The organism is uncultured Sphingomonas sp. (genome assembly GCF_937871615.1).
In the GTDB taxonomy this organism is placed as follows: Bacteria; Pseudomonadota; Alphaproteobacteria; order Sphingomonadales; family Sphingomonadaceae; genus Sphingomonas.
Genome location: NZ_CALMPA010000066.1, coordinates 1 through 13,545 on the forward strand (window position 1 = coordinate 1; position 13,545 = coordinate 13,545).

Below are 13,545 nucleotides of genomic sequence, written 5' to 3' on the forward strand. Positions count from 1 at the left end.
CAGGGGCATTGGGTGAAACGCGCTGAAACGCGCTTTCGCCATTATCCTCAGGATTTCCTAGGAGTTTGGCAAGGGCGCGGGACGGCGTGGAACAGCGTGAAACGGGGGTCTGGTGGGTCCGCCGGGGCTCGAACCCGGGACCTCTCGATTAAAAGTCGCTTGCTCTACCGACTGAGCTACGGACCCTCACCAGCGCCACGCCGGTTAGGGAGCGTGCGCCGCCGGGTCAACCGTGTGTGAAGCTGAAGCGCATTTAGTCCGGTCACCGGATCGCGCCAGCCGGGGGCGAGACCGATCAGCGGACGCAGCACGAAATCGCGTTCGCGCAGCGCAACATGGGGAATGATGAGGCCCGGCGATCGCCATATGCCGCCTGACCAGGCGAGGATATCGAGATCCAGCACGCGCGCCCCCCAGCGCCGCCCGCGCCGCCGACCGAAGGCGCGCTCGATATCTTTCAGCCGGGCGAGCAATTCGGGGGGCGCCTCGTCGCTCTCGATCATCGCGACGGCATTGGCATAGGCGCGATTCGACGGGCCGAGCGGCGCGCTGGTGATGATCGGCGACACCCGTTTCGCCCCGATCGCGGCCAGCGCGGCGCAAAGTTCCGCGCGCGGGCCGCCGTGGCGGCCACGGCGATTGGAGCCGAGCGCGATCAAGTAGCTTTGCGTCATTGGGCACAAGGCTCTAACCGATTGCGGATGATGAGCGTAGCGTCCCCTTTCCCCGCCACCGAGCCGTCGCGCGATTGCCCGCGCTGCCCCCGGCTCGTCGCGCTGCGTGAGGAATTGCGCGCCGCGCACCCCGATTGGTGGAACGCGCCGGTGCCGTTATTCGGCGATCCCGATGGGTGGCTGGTGGTCGTCGGCCTTGCGCCCGGCAGGGACGGGGCGAATCGCACCGGGCGGGCGTTCACCGGCGATGCGGCGGGAGGCCTGCTGTTCGCGACGCTTGCGAAGTTCGGGCTGAGCGAGGGCGTGTTCGACGGGCGCGCGGACGATGGCGTCGCGCTGAAAGGGGTGGCGGTGGTGAATGCGGTGCGTTGCCTGCCGCCGGCGAACAAGCCGAATCCGCAGGAGGCGCAGGCTTGTCGCGCGTTCCTGAAGGCGCCGGTCGATGCGCTGCGCCATGCGCGGGTGTTCATTGCGCTGGGGCAGATCGCGCACCAGTCCACGGTGAAGGTGCTGGGCGGCAAGCTTCCCAAGGCGCGCTTCGCCCATCTCGCCGAACATCACATGCCCGATGGGCGCGTGCTGATAGATAGCTATCACTGTTCGCGCTACAATCAGAACACCGGGCGGCTGACCCCGGCGATGTTCGAGGCGGTCTTCGAGCGCGCGCTGGCGCTGCGCGGCTGATTCCGGCGCGGCGCACATTTCCCTAAAAAAGTTTTAACGGCGCCGTGCGGGAAGGCGCGGGCGGCGTCGTCACAGGCAATGTAGCGGGCAAGGGGAAAGCCCGCTGCATGTTTGCCTCGGGAGGAACGGCGTGTTTCAGGATTTCATGCGCCCGGATCGGATCGGCGCGGCGACCTTCGAGGGGGGATGTCGTTCGCGTGACTGGTCCGTGTTGCTACCGTTTTTCAACGAGCGGGATTATCTGCGCGATACGGTGGCAAGTCTGGCGGTGCAGTCGAAACCGCCGTTCCTGATATTGATCGACAATGGCAGCACGGACGGCAGCGCCGACGTGGCGGTTGCGGTGGCGCGCGAATATGGCGTTCCGCATGTGCTGGTGCATGAGCCGCGCCCCGGCAAGGTCGCCGCGCTGGCGGCGGGGCTGCCGTTCGTCGCGACCGCCTATGTCGCGACGTGCGACGCGGACACCTGGTATCCGCCAAATTATCTGGCCGCCGGGCAGGCGCTGATCGAACAGGGCGGGCGCGGCGGGGCGGGGGCCTATTTCGTGTCGCGCCGGGCGCGCTTCCTCGAACGCGCGGCGGGCGCATTCCTGATCCGATGCGTCGCACGGCTTTTTCCCGGCCAGTGCCACGCGGGCGGCGCCGGGCAGGTGTTCCGCGCCGCCACGTTGCGCCGCGCGGGCGGGTTCGATCCGGCGCGCTGGAACCTTGTGCTGGAGGATCATGAGGTGATCCACCGGCTGCTTCGGCACGGATCGATGGGCTATGGCGCGGCTTTGTGGTGCGCGCCGGCGCCGCGCAAGCGCGATCGCGCCTCGGTGCGGTGGACGGTCGCGGAGCGGCTTTGCTATCTCGCGATGGGCGCGCGTGCGGGGGACTGGTTCTTCTACGATTATCTCGCGCGCCGGCTCAACCGTCGGAAACTGTCGAGCGACCGCCTGCGGGAGCGGCGTTTCCAGATCGCGGCCGTCTCGCCGAACCTGCCCCGGGCGCCGGTGCGGGCGATGGTGACGGCATGACCGCACCACGCCTTATCGTTTGCGCGGATGATTTCGCCTTGTCCCGCCAGATCAGCGAGACGATCGCGTCGCTCGCATTTGCGGGGCGGATCAACGCGATCAGTTGCATGGCGGTCTGTCGCGGCTGGGCGCACGATGCCGAGCTGTTGCGGGATTTGCCGTCGGGCGTCCAACTCGGGCTGCACGTCACGCTGACCTGCGAGGAGCCGCTCACCGATATGCCGGAATATCTCCCCGATGGCGGGCGGATGCCGGAAATTGATCCGCTGACGGTGGCGGCGGCGAAGGGCAATCTGCCGCTTGAGGAAATCGCGTGCGAGATCGACGCGCAGTTCCGCGCCTTTCGCAAGGCGATCGGTTGCGCGCCCGATTTCGTCGATGCGCATCAGCACGCGCATGTCCTTCCCGGCATCCGCCGCCTGTTCCTCGATGCCGTTGCGGAACATGCGCCGGGCGCATGGATCCGCGATTGCGGCGACCGGGTGAGCGCGATCGCGGCGCGGCCTTATCGCGGCAAGGCGATCGGCAGCGCCTATCACGCGCGCGGCCTACGGCGCGCGGCGGCGCGGCGCGGCATTGCCTGTAATTCCGGTTTCGCGGGGCATTACGATTTCCGTGGCGATTATGAAGCGATCTTTCCGCGTTTCCTGCGTCGGCCCGGCAAGATGCACCTCATCATGTGCCATCCCGGCGCGGGAACGCTGGCCGGTGACGATATCGCCGATGCGCGCCCGCGCGAGGCGGCGGCCTTGCACCGGATGCGGATCGCGGACATGGCTCGTGCCCATGGCCTGGAATTCGACGCATGACATGGCGCACGCTCCCACGCCGCGAGCAGGCGCCTGATGGCGGAGCCGACACTGGTTTCCGCTTATGGGGAGCAACGCGCCATGTTGCTGCGCCTGCTCACCGCGCGTCTGGGCAGCGCGGCGGATGCCGAGGATGCGTTGCAGGATCTGTGGTTTCGCATCGTTTCCGGCCCGGTCACGCGGGTGGACAATCCGGCGGCCTATCTGATGCGCATGGCGGGCAATCTGGCGACCGATCGGCGGATCGCCGCGCGGCGCCGCGCGCTGCTGGAAACGCATTGGGCGGAATCGGGGGATTCGGCGCTCGATCTGCCGTCACCCGAACGCGCGGCGCTGGCGCGCGACGCGCTGTACCGGGCGGATATGGTGATTGCCGCGATGCCGGAACGGATGCGCACCGCCTATCGCCTGTTTCGCATGGATCATCTGCCGCAGCGCGAGATCGCGGACCGATTGGGTATCTCGCTCAGCGCGGTGGAGAAACTGTTGCAGCGCGCCTATCGCCGGCTGCACGCGATGGCGGACGAGGGCGGCGATGACTGACATCGACGATATGGTTCTCGACGTGGCGATCGGCTGGCACGTCCGCCAGGCGGAAATGGACGAGTCTGCGTGGCTCGATTTCGTCACCTGGCTGGAATCCGATCCGGCGCACGCCAGCGCTTATGATGTGGTGAGCATCGCCGATGCGGAGCGCCACGCGGCGACGCCCGCCGCTTTGCCGGTTGCCGCCAATGACGAGGACGAACCCGGCGTGCGGCGCTGGTATCACCGCCGGCGCGGTTTCGCGATGGCGGCGGCCGCGCTCGCCGCCGTGGTGGTCGGCAGCGTCGGGCTGATGGAGCAGCGCGGCGGCGGTGCCGCCCCGATCGAGATCGCCGCCAATGGCCCGCGCACGCTCGCGCTGGCCGATGGCACGCAGGTCGCGATGGAGGCGGGCGCGCGGGTTGCGATCGGTGGCGGCGATCAGCGTTCGGCGATGGTCGAAAGCGGGCGCGTCACATTCCGTGTCACGCATGATGCCAATCGCCCCTTCACCGTGCGCGTGGGTGATTGGGAAGTCCAGGATATCGGCACGATATTCGCGATCACGCGCGGCGCGAACGGCGTGGATGTCAGCGTCAGCGAAGGATCGGTGCTGTTCGATCCCCGCAACAGCCGCATCACGCTCAAGGCGGGGGAGGCGCTCACCGTGCTTCCAGGGCAGCGGATAATGCGATCGCGGGTTGATTCCGATCGGACGCGGACGCTGGCTTTCTCCGGGCAGCCGATCGGTTTCGTGGCCGAATCGATCGGGCTTGTCCTGGAGCGGGACGTTCGCGCCAGCGATCGTGTCGCGCAAATGCCCTTTACCGGCATCGTTCGATTGACGGGCGACGCGCCCCGAGACATGTCGCATTTTGCGGAACTGACGGGAATGCGCGTTTCTCATGAGGGGGGTGGCTGGATCATCGCATCGCCGGGGGCGCCGACGCGCTAGGCTCGCCGTTGCCGTGGCGGCGGCGCTGATCGCTGCGCCGCCCGCCGCCATGGCCGTGCCCGCCGGCCCGGTTTCGCTTCAGTCCGCGCTGCTGGAACTCGCCACGCGCACCGGATCGGAGATCGTCAGCCTTGAGCCGGGGCTGCGCGCGATCCGGGTCCAGCCCGCGCCGACGGGCCTTTCCGCCGAGGCCGCGCTGCGCCGCCTGTTGCGCGGCACAGGCTATCGCGCGGAGCGGATCGGGCCGCACAGCTACCGTGTCGTTCGCGTGCCCGAGCGTCGTCACCTCTCGCCGTCCGCGTCTCCTTCGAGGGAGGCGAGCGAGGCGGCGCCCGAAGTGCCCGAAGTGATCGTCACCGCCAGCAAGCAGCACGTGCCGCTGCTGCGCTTTCCCGCGTCGATCCTGACCATCCAGCCGCAGCCGAATCCGGCGAGCAGCCCGACCAACGACCTCACCGATGCGGTGCGTTCGACCCCGGTGTTGCAGTCCACCGCGCTCGGGCCGGGGCGCAACAAGCTTTTCATCCGCGGCATCGCCGACAGCAGCTTCAACGGGGCGACCCAGGCGACCACGAGCTATTATCTCGACGATGTGCAGATGAGCTATTCCACCCCGGAGCCGGGGCTGGCGCTGGTCGATGTCCGCTCGGTCGAGGTGATGGAGGGGCCGCAGGGCACGCTCTATGGCGCGGGCGCGATCGGGGGGATCATCCGCATCGTGCCGAATCCGGCGCAACCGGGCGTCTTCCATGGCTCGATCGCGGCGAGCGGCGCGATGACGGTGGATGGGCGACCGGGCGGTGATCTGTCGGGGTTCGTCAATCTGCCGATCCCCGGCGATAGCGCGGCGGTGCGGCTGGTCGGTTATGTGTCGCGCGAGGGCGGCTATATCGACGATCCGCTGCTCGGCCGGGAAGCGATCAACGCGATCGACCGGATCGGTGGCCGCGCGTCTGTGCGGATCGACGCCGGCGACGGGTGGCGGATCGACGCCACCGGGCTCGGCCAGCGGATTTCGGCGGGCGACGCGCAATATATCGATCTCGATGGCAAGGATCTGTCGCGCTCGGCGCGCGCCGCCCAGCCTTATTGGAACAGTATCCTGCTTGGGCGCGTCAGCATCACCAAACACTGGCCGGGCGGGCTGGAATTCGTCTCGGTCAGCGGCGTCAGCCAGTATGACGCCGACGATCGTTTCGATGCGACCCCGCCGGGCGCGCGGAAAGCCATCGGCTACACGACCGTCCGGTCCAATCTGTTGTGGACCAATGAGGTTCGCCTGTCGCGATCGAGCGCCGACGGCGAATCCTGGGTGGTCGGGCTGGCGGTGCTTCGGAATCGCGATGCGGAAAACCGCACTTTAGGTCCAGCGAACGATCCGAGTGAGATCATTGGCGTCACGAACGTTTCCCAAAACGTGTCGATGTTCGGAGAAGTGACCGAACCGCTCAGCCGCAATTTCTCCGCAACGCTGGGTCTCCGCGCCACCGAAGCCCGCGTCGATGGCTATCCGTCGATCAAGCCGCGCGCGGGCGATCTGGTGCGCGGGCGGATGACGCGGCGCATTGATCCAACGCTCGCCTTGTCATGGCAACTCGCGCCGGATTTGTCGGTCTATGGGCGATTTCAGTCCGGTTTCCGCACCGGCGGCCTCGCGGTGGCGCGCGGCGTCGGGCGTGTCGCGGAATTCAAATCCGATGCGATCGGCATGGGCGAAGTGGGTTTGCGGCGGTTGCGGCGCGGGCCGACCGGCCTCAATCTGACCGCCGCACTGTCCTATGCGCGCTGGCGCGATATCCAGGCCGACCTGATCGACCGGCGGGGCCAGCCCTATACCGCGAATATCGGCGATGCCCATATCTTCACCGGGGAGATGAGCGCGGATTGGGTGCCGATGGCGCGGCTGCGCTTCGATCTTTCCGCGCTTTACACGGTCAATCACATCACGGGGCCGCTCGCTTCTACCTCGCCGTTCGCCAATCAGCGCCTGCCGAATACGCCGCCGATCAGCGCGCACGCCGGGGTAAGTTATGACTGGAGCGCATTTGGCGGCACGATGCGCGCGACGGGCGCGCTCGATTATATCGGCCGCTCGGTGCTGGGGTCGGGGCGCTATCTCGATTTCGAACAGGGGCAATATGCGGTGTTGTCGGCACGGGCGGAATGGTTGCGCCGTGATTTTACGCTGTGGCTGGCCGCCGATAACCTGACCGACAGCCGGGGCAATCGTTTCGCGTTCGGGAACCCGTTTACCTTGGCGATGCGCGAACAGAGCACGCCGCTACGCCCCACCACGCTGATGCTCGGTGTGAAACTGGAACGCTAGTTACAAAAAAACCGCGCAAGAACCTTGTCTTGCGCGGGTTTCTTGTCCCGGCGCGGAAAGGCCGGTGCGCGTCAGTAAACGCGCTTCTTCGGCTTGATATATTCCGCGTCGTCGGTGAGCGTGTAATCATGCACCGGGCGATAGTCGATCCGGGTCGCGCCGCCCTTGCCGCCCCAGCCATCGAACGTGGCGGTGGTGTGCTTCATCCAGTTCGCATCGTCGCGATCCGGGAAATCCTCGTGCATATGCGCGCCGCGGCTTTCCTTGCGGTTGTCCGCGCCCTTCATCGTCACGACCGCCTGGCCGATCAGATTGTCGAGTTCCATCGTCTCGATCAGATCGGTGTTCCAGATCAGCGAGCGATCGGTGATGCCGATATCTTCCATGCTCTTGTAGACCGCGTCGATCTTCTGGACGCCTTCCGCGAGCAGCGCGGAATCGCGGAACACGGCGCAGTGGCGCTGCATCGTGCGCTGCATATCCATGCGGATCTTCGCGGTGGACGAGCCGCCGCTGGCGTTGCGGAAATGATCGAGACGGGTGAGCGCCTGCTCCTCCGAGCCCTTGGGCAACGGATTGTGCGGCGTGTTCGGCTTCAGCGTATCCTTGAGGCGCAGGCCCGTCGCCCGGCCGAACACCACAAGGTCGATCAGCGAGTTCGAGCCGAGGCGGTTCGCGCCATGGACCGAGACGCACGCCGCTTCGCCGACCGCGAACAGGCCGGGGACGACCGCATCGGGGTTGCCGTCCTTCAACTGGACGACTTCGCCGTGATAGTTCGTCGGGATGCCGCCCATGTTGTAATGGACGGTCGGGGTCACCGGCAGCGGCTGGCGCGTGAGATCGACGCCCGCGAAGATCTTGCCCGTCTCGGTGATGCCGGGAAGCCGCTCGTGCAGCACCTTGGGATCAATATGATCGAGGTGGAGATAGATATATTCGCCGTGCGGGCCGACGCCGCGCCCTTCGCGCATTTCCATCGCCATCGAGCGGGCGACCACGTCACGGCTGGCGAGATCCTTCGCGGACGGGGCGTAACGCTCCATGAAGCGTTCGCCCTCGGAATTGGTGAGATAGCCGCCTTCACCGCGCGCGCCCTCGGTGATGAGCACGCCCGCGCCATAGATGCCGGTCGGGTGGAACTGGACGAACTCCATGTCCTGCAATGCGAGGCCCGCGCGCAGCGCCATGCCATTGCCGTCGCCGGTGCAGGTGTGCGCCGAGGTCGCGGACTGATAGACGCGCCCGCCGCCGCCCGTCGCCAGCACGACGGCGTGGCTGCGGAAGCGGTGGATCGCCCCGGTTTCCATGCACATCGCGATCACGCCACGGCACGCGCCGTTTTCCATGATGAGATCGAGCGCGAAATATTCGACGTAGAAATCCGCGTCATATTTCAGGCTCTGCTGATAGAGCGCGTGAAGCATGGCGTGGCCGGTGCGGTCGGCGGCGGCGCAGGTACGCTGCACCGGAGGGCCTTCGCCCATATTCTGCATATGGCCGCCGAACGGGCGCTGGTAGATCGTGCCGTTGTCGTTGCGGCTGAACGGCACGCCGGCGTGCTCCAGTTCGTAAACCGCGGCGGGCGCCTCGCGCACCATATATTCGATCGCGTCCTGGTCGCCGAGCCAGTCGGAACCCTTGACGGTATCGAACATGTGCCAGGACCAATGATCCGGCGAGTTGTTGCCGAGGCTGGCGGCGATGCCGCCCTGCGCCGCGACCGTGTGGCTGCGCGTCGGGAACACCTTGGTGATGCAGGCGGTTTTCAGCCCGCTTTCCGCGATGCCCATGGTGGCGCGGAGGCCCGAGCCGCCAGCGCCAACGACAACCGCGTCATAGCTATGGTCGATGATCTGATAGGCGGACATCAGGCGGCGGCTCCGAAGGCGATCTTGAGGATCGAGAAGATCGCGATCCCGGCAGTGACCGCGACGAACAGGTTGAGGAGGATCATGAGAACGACGCGGTTCTGCCCGTGCGCATAATCCTCGATCGCCACCTGGAGGCCCAGGCGGAAGTGATAGAAGACCGATGCGATGAGCAGCAGCATCGGCACGGCGACCCATGCGGATGACATCCAGGTGTGGACGCTGGCGTAATCATAGCCGGGCAGGCGGGCGAGCGAGATCAGCAGCCACGCCATGAACAGGATGTTCGTGCCGGCGGTGATCTTCTGATGCCACCAGTGCGTTACGCCGTGATGGGCGCTGCCCAGCCCGCGCACGCGGCCAAGTTCGGTTCCGGTTCCCATCACTTCACCCCCAGATAAAACCAGAACCCGATCGTCAGCAGCGTCGAGCAGACGAAGGTGAGGATCGCGAGCAGGCGATTCGTCTTCAGTTCGAAAGCCGCGCCGGTATCCAGCACGAGGTGGCGGATGCCGCTCATCAAATGCTGGAACAGCGAGAAGGTGAGGCCGACGCCGATCACCCAGCCGAGCGGGTTCAGATGGCCGTCGGGCTGCGCGAAGACGCTGACGAAGGTGGCATAGGCCTGCCCGCCGGCCGCGATCGCGGCGAGCCACCAGACGAGCAATGCGGCGCCAACCGTCGCCAGGCCGTCTCCGGTGACGCGGTGGAGGATGGAGGCCAGCATGGCCGGGCTCCAGCGATAATGAAGCTGGAGTGGGCCGCTGAAGAGATGCGGGCTGCGCGGACGCGCGGGTTTCGAGGCCAAGGGCGTGTTTCCTGCGATGAGCCGACGGTTCGGGCGGGTCTATGAGGCGGCGCGCGCGGGGATGCAAGCGCGCACCTTCGTTCAATTCGTTACATGGCCGCCCTAACCGCTGATTAACCAATGGCCCTTAACCTTTCGCGCTACATCAAGGAATGGAGCGTGCCCTTGCCTACGGACCTGCCCGCCATCGGGTCGATCGCATCGACGATCGACATCGCCGGTCGTCTCAAGGTGTTCGATTTCGACGGCACCTTGCTCGGCGCGAGCCGCGAAGTGTGGGCGGTGATCGAGCCTGAGATTCGGCAGGTTTCCGGCGCTTATTGGGAGCAGTGGCTGCGTTGCTTCGCGGATCAGCGGGCATGGGCGCCCGATGAGACGGAGAAGATGATCGACCTCGGCTGCACCTTCCTGCGGCACCGATTCCTTGAGACGGCGGGCAGCGCGTGGATCGAATCGATCGAGCGTTCGGTTGCCGCCGCCTATGCCGTCGATGTGTCGAAAACGGCGCTCTTGTCGATGATAAGCGCCAGCGATCGCGCGGCGCTCGACGTTATGATGCGGCGGCTGGAGCGCAGCGATCCGCGACTCGCCGGAATGGTCGACACGCTGATGCGGCTTTCCGCGCTGGAAGGCGAAATCACGGTCGCGGTCTATTCCTCCTATCTCGAATATGCCGAAAAAGTCGCGCGCGATCGGCTGGCGGGCGAGTTTCACGACGGTATCGCAGCGACGGTGGAAAGCGCGACATCGGAAGGTGGCGCGTTGCGCCTGCTTGCGTCCGGCGCGTCATCGTCGACGCGCGGCGTGCTCGGCAAGGCGAGCGAGGTTGCGGCAGCCGCCGAGCAATCCGCCGTCGCGATGCGTGAAGCGGCGATGACCGCCGCCGGCCTGATCCGCGCGATCGAGGATGCGCGAACCGAGGTGGAGGTCGCCGCGGAAATTGCCAACCGCGCCAGTGCGCAGGCGGGGGCCGCGGTCGGCGTGTCCCAGATGCTATCGGATCACGCGCAATCAATCGAATCGATCCTGGGCCTGATTCGCGACATCGCGGGGCAGACCAACCTGCTCGCGCTCAACGCCACGATCGAGGCGGCGCGCGCGGGGGATGCCGGGCGGGGCTTCGCGGTGGTGGCGCAGGAGGTGAAAAGCCTGGCGAACCAGACGGCGCGCGCCACCGATGATATCGCGGCAAAGATCGCCGCGATCCAGTCCGCCACGCGCAGCACGGTCGAAACCAACGCCAGCATCAAGGCGACGGTCGCGGAGGTCGAGGATTCGGCCACCCGCATCCGCAATGCGATGGAAGCGCAGGCGCAAACCGTGACCGCGATCACGGCAGCCGTCGATGAAGCCGCGCTGGCGGCGGATTCGATGTCGAGCACGATCGCCGCGATCCGCGAGGATACCGAGGCGGTGGCGGGCGAGATCGACGCATTCGGCGCCGGCTTCGATTCGCTTTCCAGCCGCCTTGCTGTGCTGAAGGCGAGCGCGGGGGATTTCGCGCGCAAGGTCGCCGTCTGATCGCTGGCCTGGTCTCCGCCGTGGCCTGATCCTTCGGCCATCGCTATGGCGGCGCGCATGATACATATTCTTGCCACCGGCACCTCGCGCGGGATCGGTGCCGCCACTCTCGCCGCGCTCGATCGGCCCGGCGTGCGGATCGTCGGGCACGGCACCGCCAGCGGCATCGCCGCGGACTTTTCCGATCCTGCCGCCCCGGCGAAATTGTGGGATAGCGCGCTTGCCGAACTCGGCGCGATCGACGTGCTGATTAACAACGCAGGCGTGTTCGAGGCGAACCCGATCGAGCGCGATGACGCGGCGTGGAGCGCGGCGTGGGAACGCACGATGCGCATCAATCTCACCGCCGCCGCCGAACTCTCCCGCATGGCGGTGCGCCACTGGCAGGAGCGTGGGCAGGGCGGGCGAATCATCAACATCGCCAGCCGCGCCGCGCATCGTGGCGACAGCCCGGCACACTGGCATTATGCCGCCGCAAAGGCCGGCATGGTCGCGATGACCAAGACGATCGCGCGCGGCTATGCGCGCGACGGCATCCTCGCCTTCGCGATCTGCCCCGGCTTCACGATGACCGGGATGGCCGACGATTATCTCGCCAGCCGGGACGGCGATAAGTTGCTTGCCGATATCCCGCTCGGCCGGGTGGCGATGCCGGAGGAAGTGGCGGAAATGGCGCGCTGGCTGGCGCTCGACGCACCGGCGTCGATGACGGGAGCGGTGCTGGATGTGAATGGAGCGAGCTATGTCCGCTGACAGTTGGAAGGTGAGCCTGCCCTGCACGCGTGCGGAAGCGGAGGCGATCGACGCCGCGGACGATCTCGCGATTGATGCCGTGCTGATGACCACCGAGGAGGTGGAGGACGACGTGGAACGCTGGCGGCTCGACGCTTATCTGGAATCCGAGCCGAACGAAGCGACGCTGGCTGCGCTGTGCGCGCTGGTGCCGAGCGCCGCTGGCACGGTCCCCCGGATCGAGGCGCTGACCGCGCAGGATTGGGTGGCGATGAGCCAGGCCGGGCTGGAGCCGATCCGCGAGGGGCGGTTCGTCGTCCATACGTCGGCGTATCCGGTAACGATCGCGCCCGATGAGCGCGCCTTCCTGATCGACGCGGGGCAGGCGTTCGGCACCGGGCATCACCAGACGACCGCCGGTTGCCTCGCGATGCTCGACGCGCTGGCCGGCCAGCGTTTCGCCAATGTCATTGATTTCGGCACCGGCACGGGGCTGCTCGCCTTTGCCGCGCGGCATCTGTGGCCCGAGGCGCGGGTGATGGCGACCGACATCGACCCGATCGCGATCGAGGTGACGGCGGAGAATATGGCCGCCAACCATGTCGCCGCGATCGAACTCGTCGTGGCGGACGGCGCGCGCGCGGCGGAGATCGACGCGCGTGCGCCTTATGATCTGCTGATCGCCAATATCCTCGCCGGCCCGCTGGTGGCGATGGCGCCGGAGGTGACGGCGGTGGCGGGCGCCCATGCGACGATCGTGCTGGCGGGCCTGCTCACCAATCAGGCTGAGGCGGTGATCGACGCCTATCGCGCGCAGGGCTGTACGCTGACGGCGCGTGACGTGCGTGGCGACTGGACGATCCTCCAGCTTCGCGCACCGGCGGAGCCGCACGCCAGCGCCACCAGCGGAGACCGCGAAGCGTGGAAAACCGATGGGCGGTTTGGTTAGGGCCGATCGCCCGTCAACCCACGCGGCCTCGATTGGCCGGTTTTCCGCGCCTGCGGCTCGACCTGACCTATGCGGTAACGCAAGCCAGGGCCGATCGACATTCAGGTCAGGTCGAGCCGAAAATGGTGGTTTCTCGTGACCCGGAGCGCAGCGTACTAAAGGTACGTGAGCACCGGAAGCGCGGGAAACCACCATTTGCAGGCCGGCATGGGTTGAATGTCGATCGGCCCTAGGGAAAAGGCAGGGGAGAGGCGGTCCATTCGCTGATCGCGCGCGCGATCAGCGTGTTGAGCGCCTGCGCCTGGCGCCGCCACGCCGCGTCTGCGGGGGCATCCCAATCGTCGCCCGCCGCCTCGCCCAGTGCGTCGATCGCCATGTCGACGAAATCGGCATATTCCTGCGCCGGGAAATGGCCGTAATTGCGGTGCTGGAATACCAGTTCCGCAATCTGGCTCCAAACCCAGCTTTCGTCCTGCGCCAGCCCGAGCATCCATCCCAGCGCCTCGCTCGTCATGCGCTGCGAGGTGGCCTCGACATGCATGAACAACGCGCGATGATCGGGATAGCGGGCGAGGAATCGCTCGAACAGCGCCGCGCGCATCGCCGGTTCGCGCGGCGCGGTGGCCACGAGGCTCCGTTCCATCAGCGCCGCATCGCTCTCCATGGCGCG

At 66.8% G+C, this 13,545-nt stretch carries 14 protein-coding genes and 1 tRNA gene; 9 read left to right on the plus strand and 6 right to left on the minus strand.

From position 1 onward, the window contains the following. Positions 1 to 110: 110 nt before the first annotated feature. Both Q0316_RS17745 and folK read right to left on the minus strand, forming a co-directional pair. Positions 111 to 186 (minus strand) — tRNA-Lys (locus Q0316_RS17745). Continuing rightward, entirely contained in the window at positions 177 to 674 is a 498-nt protein-coding gene (gene folK / locus Q0316_RS17750; protein ID WP_298674771.1) for a 2-amino-4-hydroxy-6-hydroxymethyldihydropteridine diphosphokinase, read from the minus strand. The genes Q0316_RS17745 and folK overlap by 10 nt, the downstream gene beginning before the upstream one ends. A 30-nt stretch (positions 675 to 704) precedes the next feature. Between folK and Q0316_RS17755 the strand changes: the two genes are divergently transcribed. From Q0316_RS17755 to Q0316_RS17780, 6 genes are all read left to right on the plus strand, one after another. Further along, the gene (locus Q0316_RS17755; protein ID WP_298674876.1) at positions 705 to 1,358 is read left to right on the plus strand and encodes a uracil-DNA glycosylase; all 654 of its coding nucleotides are present in this window, start codon (positions 705 to 707) and stop codon (positions 1,356 to 1,358) included. Between the two features lie 130 nt (positions 1,359 to 1,488). Further along, positions 1,489 to 2,379 carry a glycosyltransferase family A protein gene (locus Q0316_RS17760; protein WP_298674774.1) on the plus strand — a complete coding sequence of 297 codons (891 nt, stop codon included), beginning with the start codon at positions 1,489 to 1,491 and terminating at the stop codon, positions 2,377 to 2,379. Continuing rightward, positions 2,376 to 3,188, plus strand: a complete 813-nt coding sequence (locus Q0316_RS17765; protein WP_298674777.1) for a ChbG/HpnK family deacetylase — start codon at positions 2,376 to 2,378, stop codon at positions 3,186 to 3,188. Before Q0316_RS17760 ends, Q0316_RS17765 begins: the two co-directional genes overlap by 4 nt. Positions 3,189 to 3,224: 36 nt before the next feature. Continuing rightward, positions 3,225 to 3,731, plus strand: a complete 507-nt coding sequence (locus tag Q0316_RS17770) for a sigma-70 family RNA polymerase sigma factor (protein WP_298674780.1) — start codon at positions 3,225 to 3,227, stop codon at positions 3,729 to 3,731. Further along, complete coding sequence (locus tag Q0316_RS17775) at positions 3,724 to 4,668, plus strand: FecR family protein (RefSeq protein WP_298674783.1); 945 nt, start codon at positions 3,724 to 3,726, stop codon at positions 4,666 to 4,668. Before Q0316_RS17770 ends, Q0316_RS17775 begins: the two co-directional genes overlap by 8 nt. A gap of 13 nt (positions 4,669 to 4,681) precedes the next feature. Further along, positions 4,682 to 6,994: a TonB-dependent receptor gene (locus Q0316_RS17780; RefSeq protein WP_298674786.1), complete on the plus strand. Its 2,313-nt coding sequence runs from the start codon at positions 4,682 to 4,684 to the stop codon at positions 6,992 to 6,994. A gap of 71 nt (positions 6,995 to 7,065) precedes the next feature. Here Q0316_RS17780 and sdhA read toward each other — a convergent pair whose 3' ends face one another. Genes sdhA through sdhC form a run of 3 tightly spaced genes read right to left on the minus strand, consistent with a single transcriptional unit; the run spans position 7,066 to position 9,673 of the window. Continuing rightward, positions 7,066 to 8,868, minus strand: coding sequence for a succinate dehydrogenase flavoprotein subunit (gene sdhA, locus Q0316_RS17785; protein WP_298674878.1), 1,803 nt, complete (start codon positions 8,866 to 8,868; stop codon positions 7,066 to 7,068). Further along, positions 8,865 to 9,248, minus strand: a complete 384-nt coding sequence (gene sdhD, locus Q0316_RS17790) for a succinate dehydrogenase, hydrophobic membrane anchor protein (RefSeq protein WP_298674788.1) — start codon at positions 9,246 to 9,248, stop codon at positions 8,865 to 8,867. The genes sdhA and sdhD overlap by 4 nt, the downstream gene beginning before the upstream one ends. Then, positions 9,248 to 9,673 carry a succinate dehydrogenase, cytochrome b556 subunit gene (sdhC, locus tag Q0316_RS17795; RefSeq protein WP_298674791.1) on the minus strand — a complete coding sequence of 142 codons (426 nt, stop codon included), beginning with the start codon at positions 9,671 to 9,673 and terminating at the stop codon, positions 9,248 to 9,250. Before sdhC ends, sdhD begins: the two co-directional genes overlap by 1 nt. Before the next feature lie 165 nt (positions 9,674 to 9,838). On the opposite strand from sdhC, the gene Q0316_RS17800 reads away from it, so the two are divergent. Genes Q0316_RS17800 through Q0316_RS17810 form a run of 3 tightly spaced genes read left to right on the plus strand, consistent with a single transcriptional unit; the run spans position 9,839 to position 12,875 of the window. Continuing rightward, positions 9,839 to 11,194 (plus strand): methyl-accepting chemotaxis protein, encoded by a 1,356-nt coding sequence (locus tag Q0316_RS17800; protein ID WP_298674881.1) that lies wholly within the window; start codon positions 9,839 to 9,841, stop codon positions 11,192 to 11,194. A 57-nt stretch (positions 11,195 to 11,251) separates the two neighbouring features. Further along, complete coding sequence (locus Q0316_RS17805) at positions 11,252 to 11,947, plus strand: SDR family NAD(P)-dependent oxidoreductase (protein WP_298674793.1); 696 nt, start codon at positions 11,252 to 11,254, stop codon at positions 11,945 to 11,947. Beyond that, a complete protein-coding gene (locus Q0316_RS17810) occupies positions 11,937 to 12,875 on the plus strand; it encodes a 50S ribosomal protein L11 methyltransferase (protein ID WP_298674796.1) in 939 nt (312 codons plus the stop codon). The genes Q0316_RS17805 and Q0316_RS17810 overlap by 11 nt, the downstream gene beginning before the upstream one ends. Positions 12,876 to 13,104: 229 nt before the next feature. On the opposite strand, the gene Q0316_RS17815 is transcribed toward Q0316_RS17810, so the two are convergent. Beyond that, positions 13,105 to 13,539 carry a globin domain-containing protein gene (locus tag Q0316_RS17815; RefSeq protein ID WP_298674799.1) on the minus strand — a complete coding sequence of 145 codons (435 nt, stop codon included), beginning with the start codon at positions 13,537 to 13,539 and terminating at the stop codon, positions 13,105 to 13,107. Between the last annotated feature and the right edge of the window lie 6 nt (positions 13,540 to 13,545).

Coding starts and splice junctions, on each gene's coding strand:
- Q0316_RS17805 (WP_298674793.1), top strand. CDS start 11,252: ATGATACATATTCTTGCCACCGGCACCTCGCGCGGGATCGGTGCCGCC.
- folK (WP_298674771.1), bottom strand. CDS start 674: ATGACGCAAAGCTACTTGATCGCGCTCGGCTCCAATCGCCGTGGCCGC.
- Q0316_RS17770 (WP_298674780.1), top strand. CDS start 3,225: ATGGCGGAGCCGACACTGGTTTCCGCTTATGGGGAGCAACGCGCCATG.
- Q0316_RS17815 (WP_298674799.1), bottom strand. CDS start 13,539: ATGGAGAGCGATGCGGCGCTGATGGAACGGAGCCTCGTGGCCACCGCG.
- Q0316_RS17765 (WP_298674777.1), top strand. CDS start 2,376: ATGACCGCACCACGCCTTATCGTTTGCGCGGATGATTTCGCCTTGTCC.
- Q0316_RS17775 (WP_298674783.1), top strand. CDS start 3,724: ATGACTGACATCGACGATATGGTTCTCGACGTGGCGATCGGCTGGCAC.
- Q0316_RS17810 (WP_298674796.1), top strand. CDS start 11,937: ATGTCCGCTGACAGTTGGAAGGTGAGCCTGCCCTGCACGCGTGCGGAA.
- Q0316_RS17755 (WP_298674876.1), top strand. CDS start 705: ATGAGCGTAGCGTCCCCTTTCCCCGCCACCGAGCCGTCGCGCGATTGC.
- sdhD (WP_298674788.1), bottom strand. CDS start 9,248: ATGGGAACCGGAACCGAACTTGGCCGCGTGCGCGGGCTGGGCAGCGCC.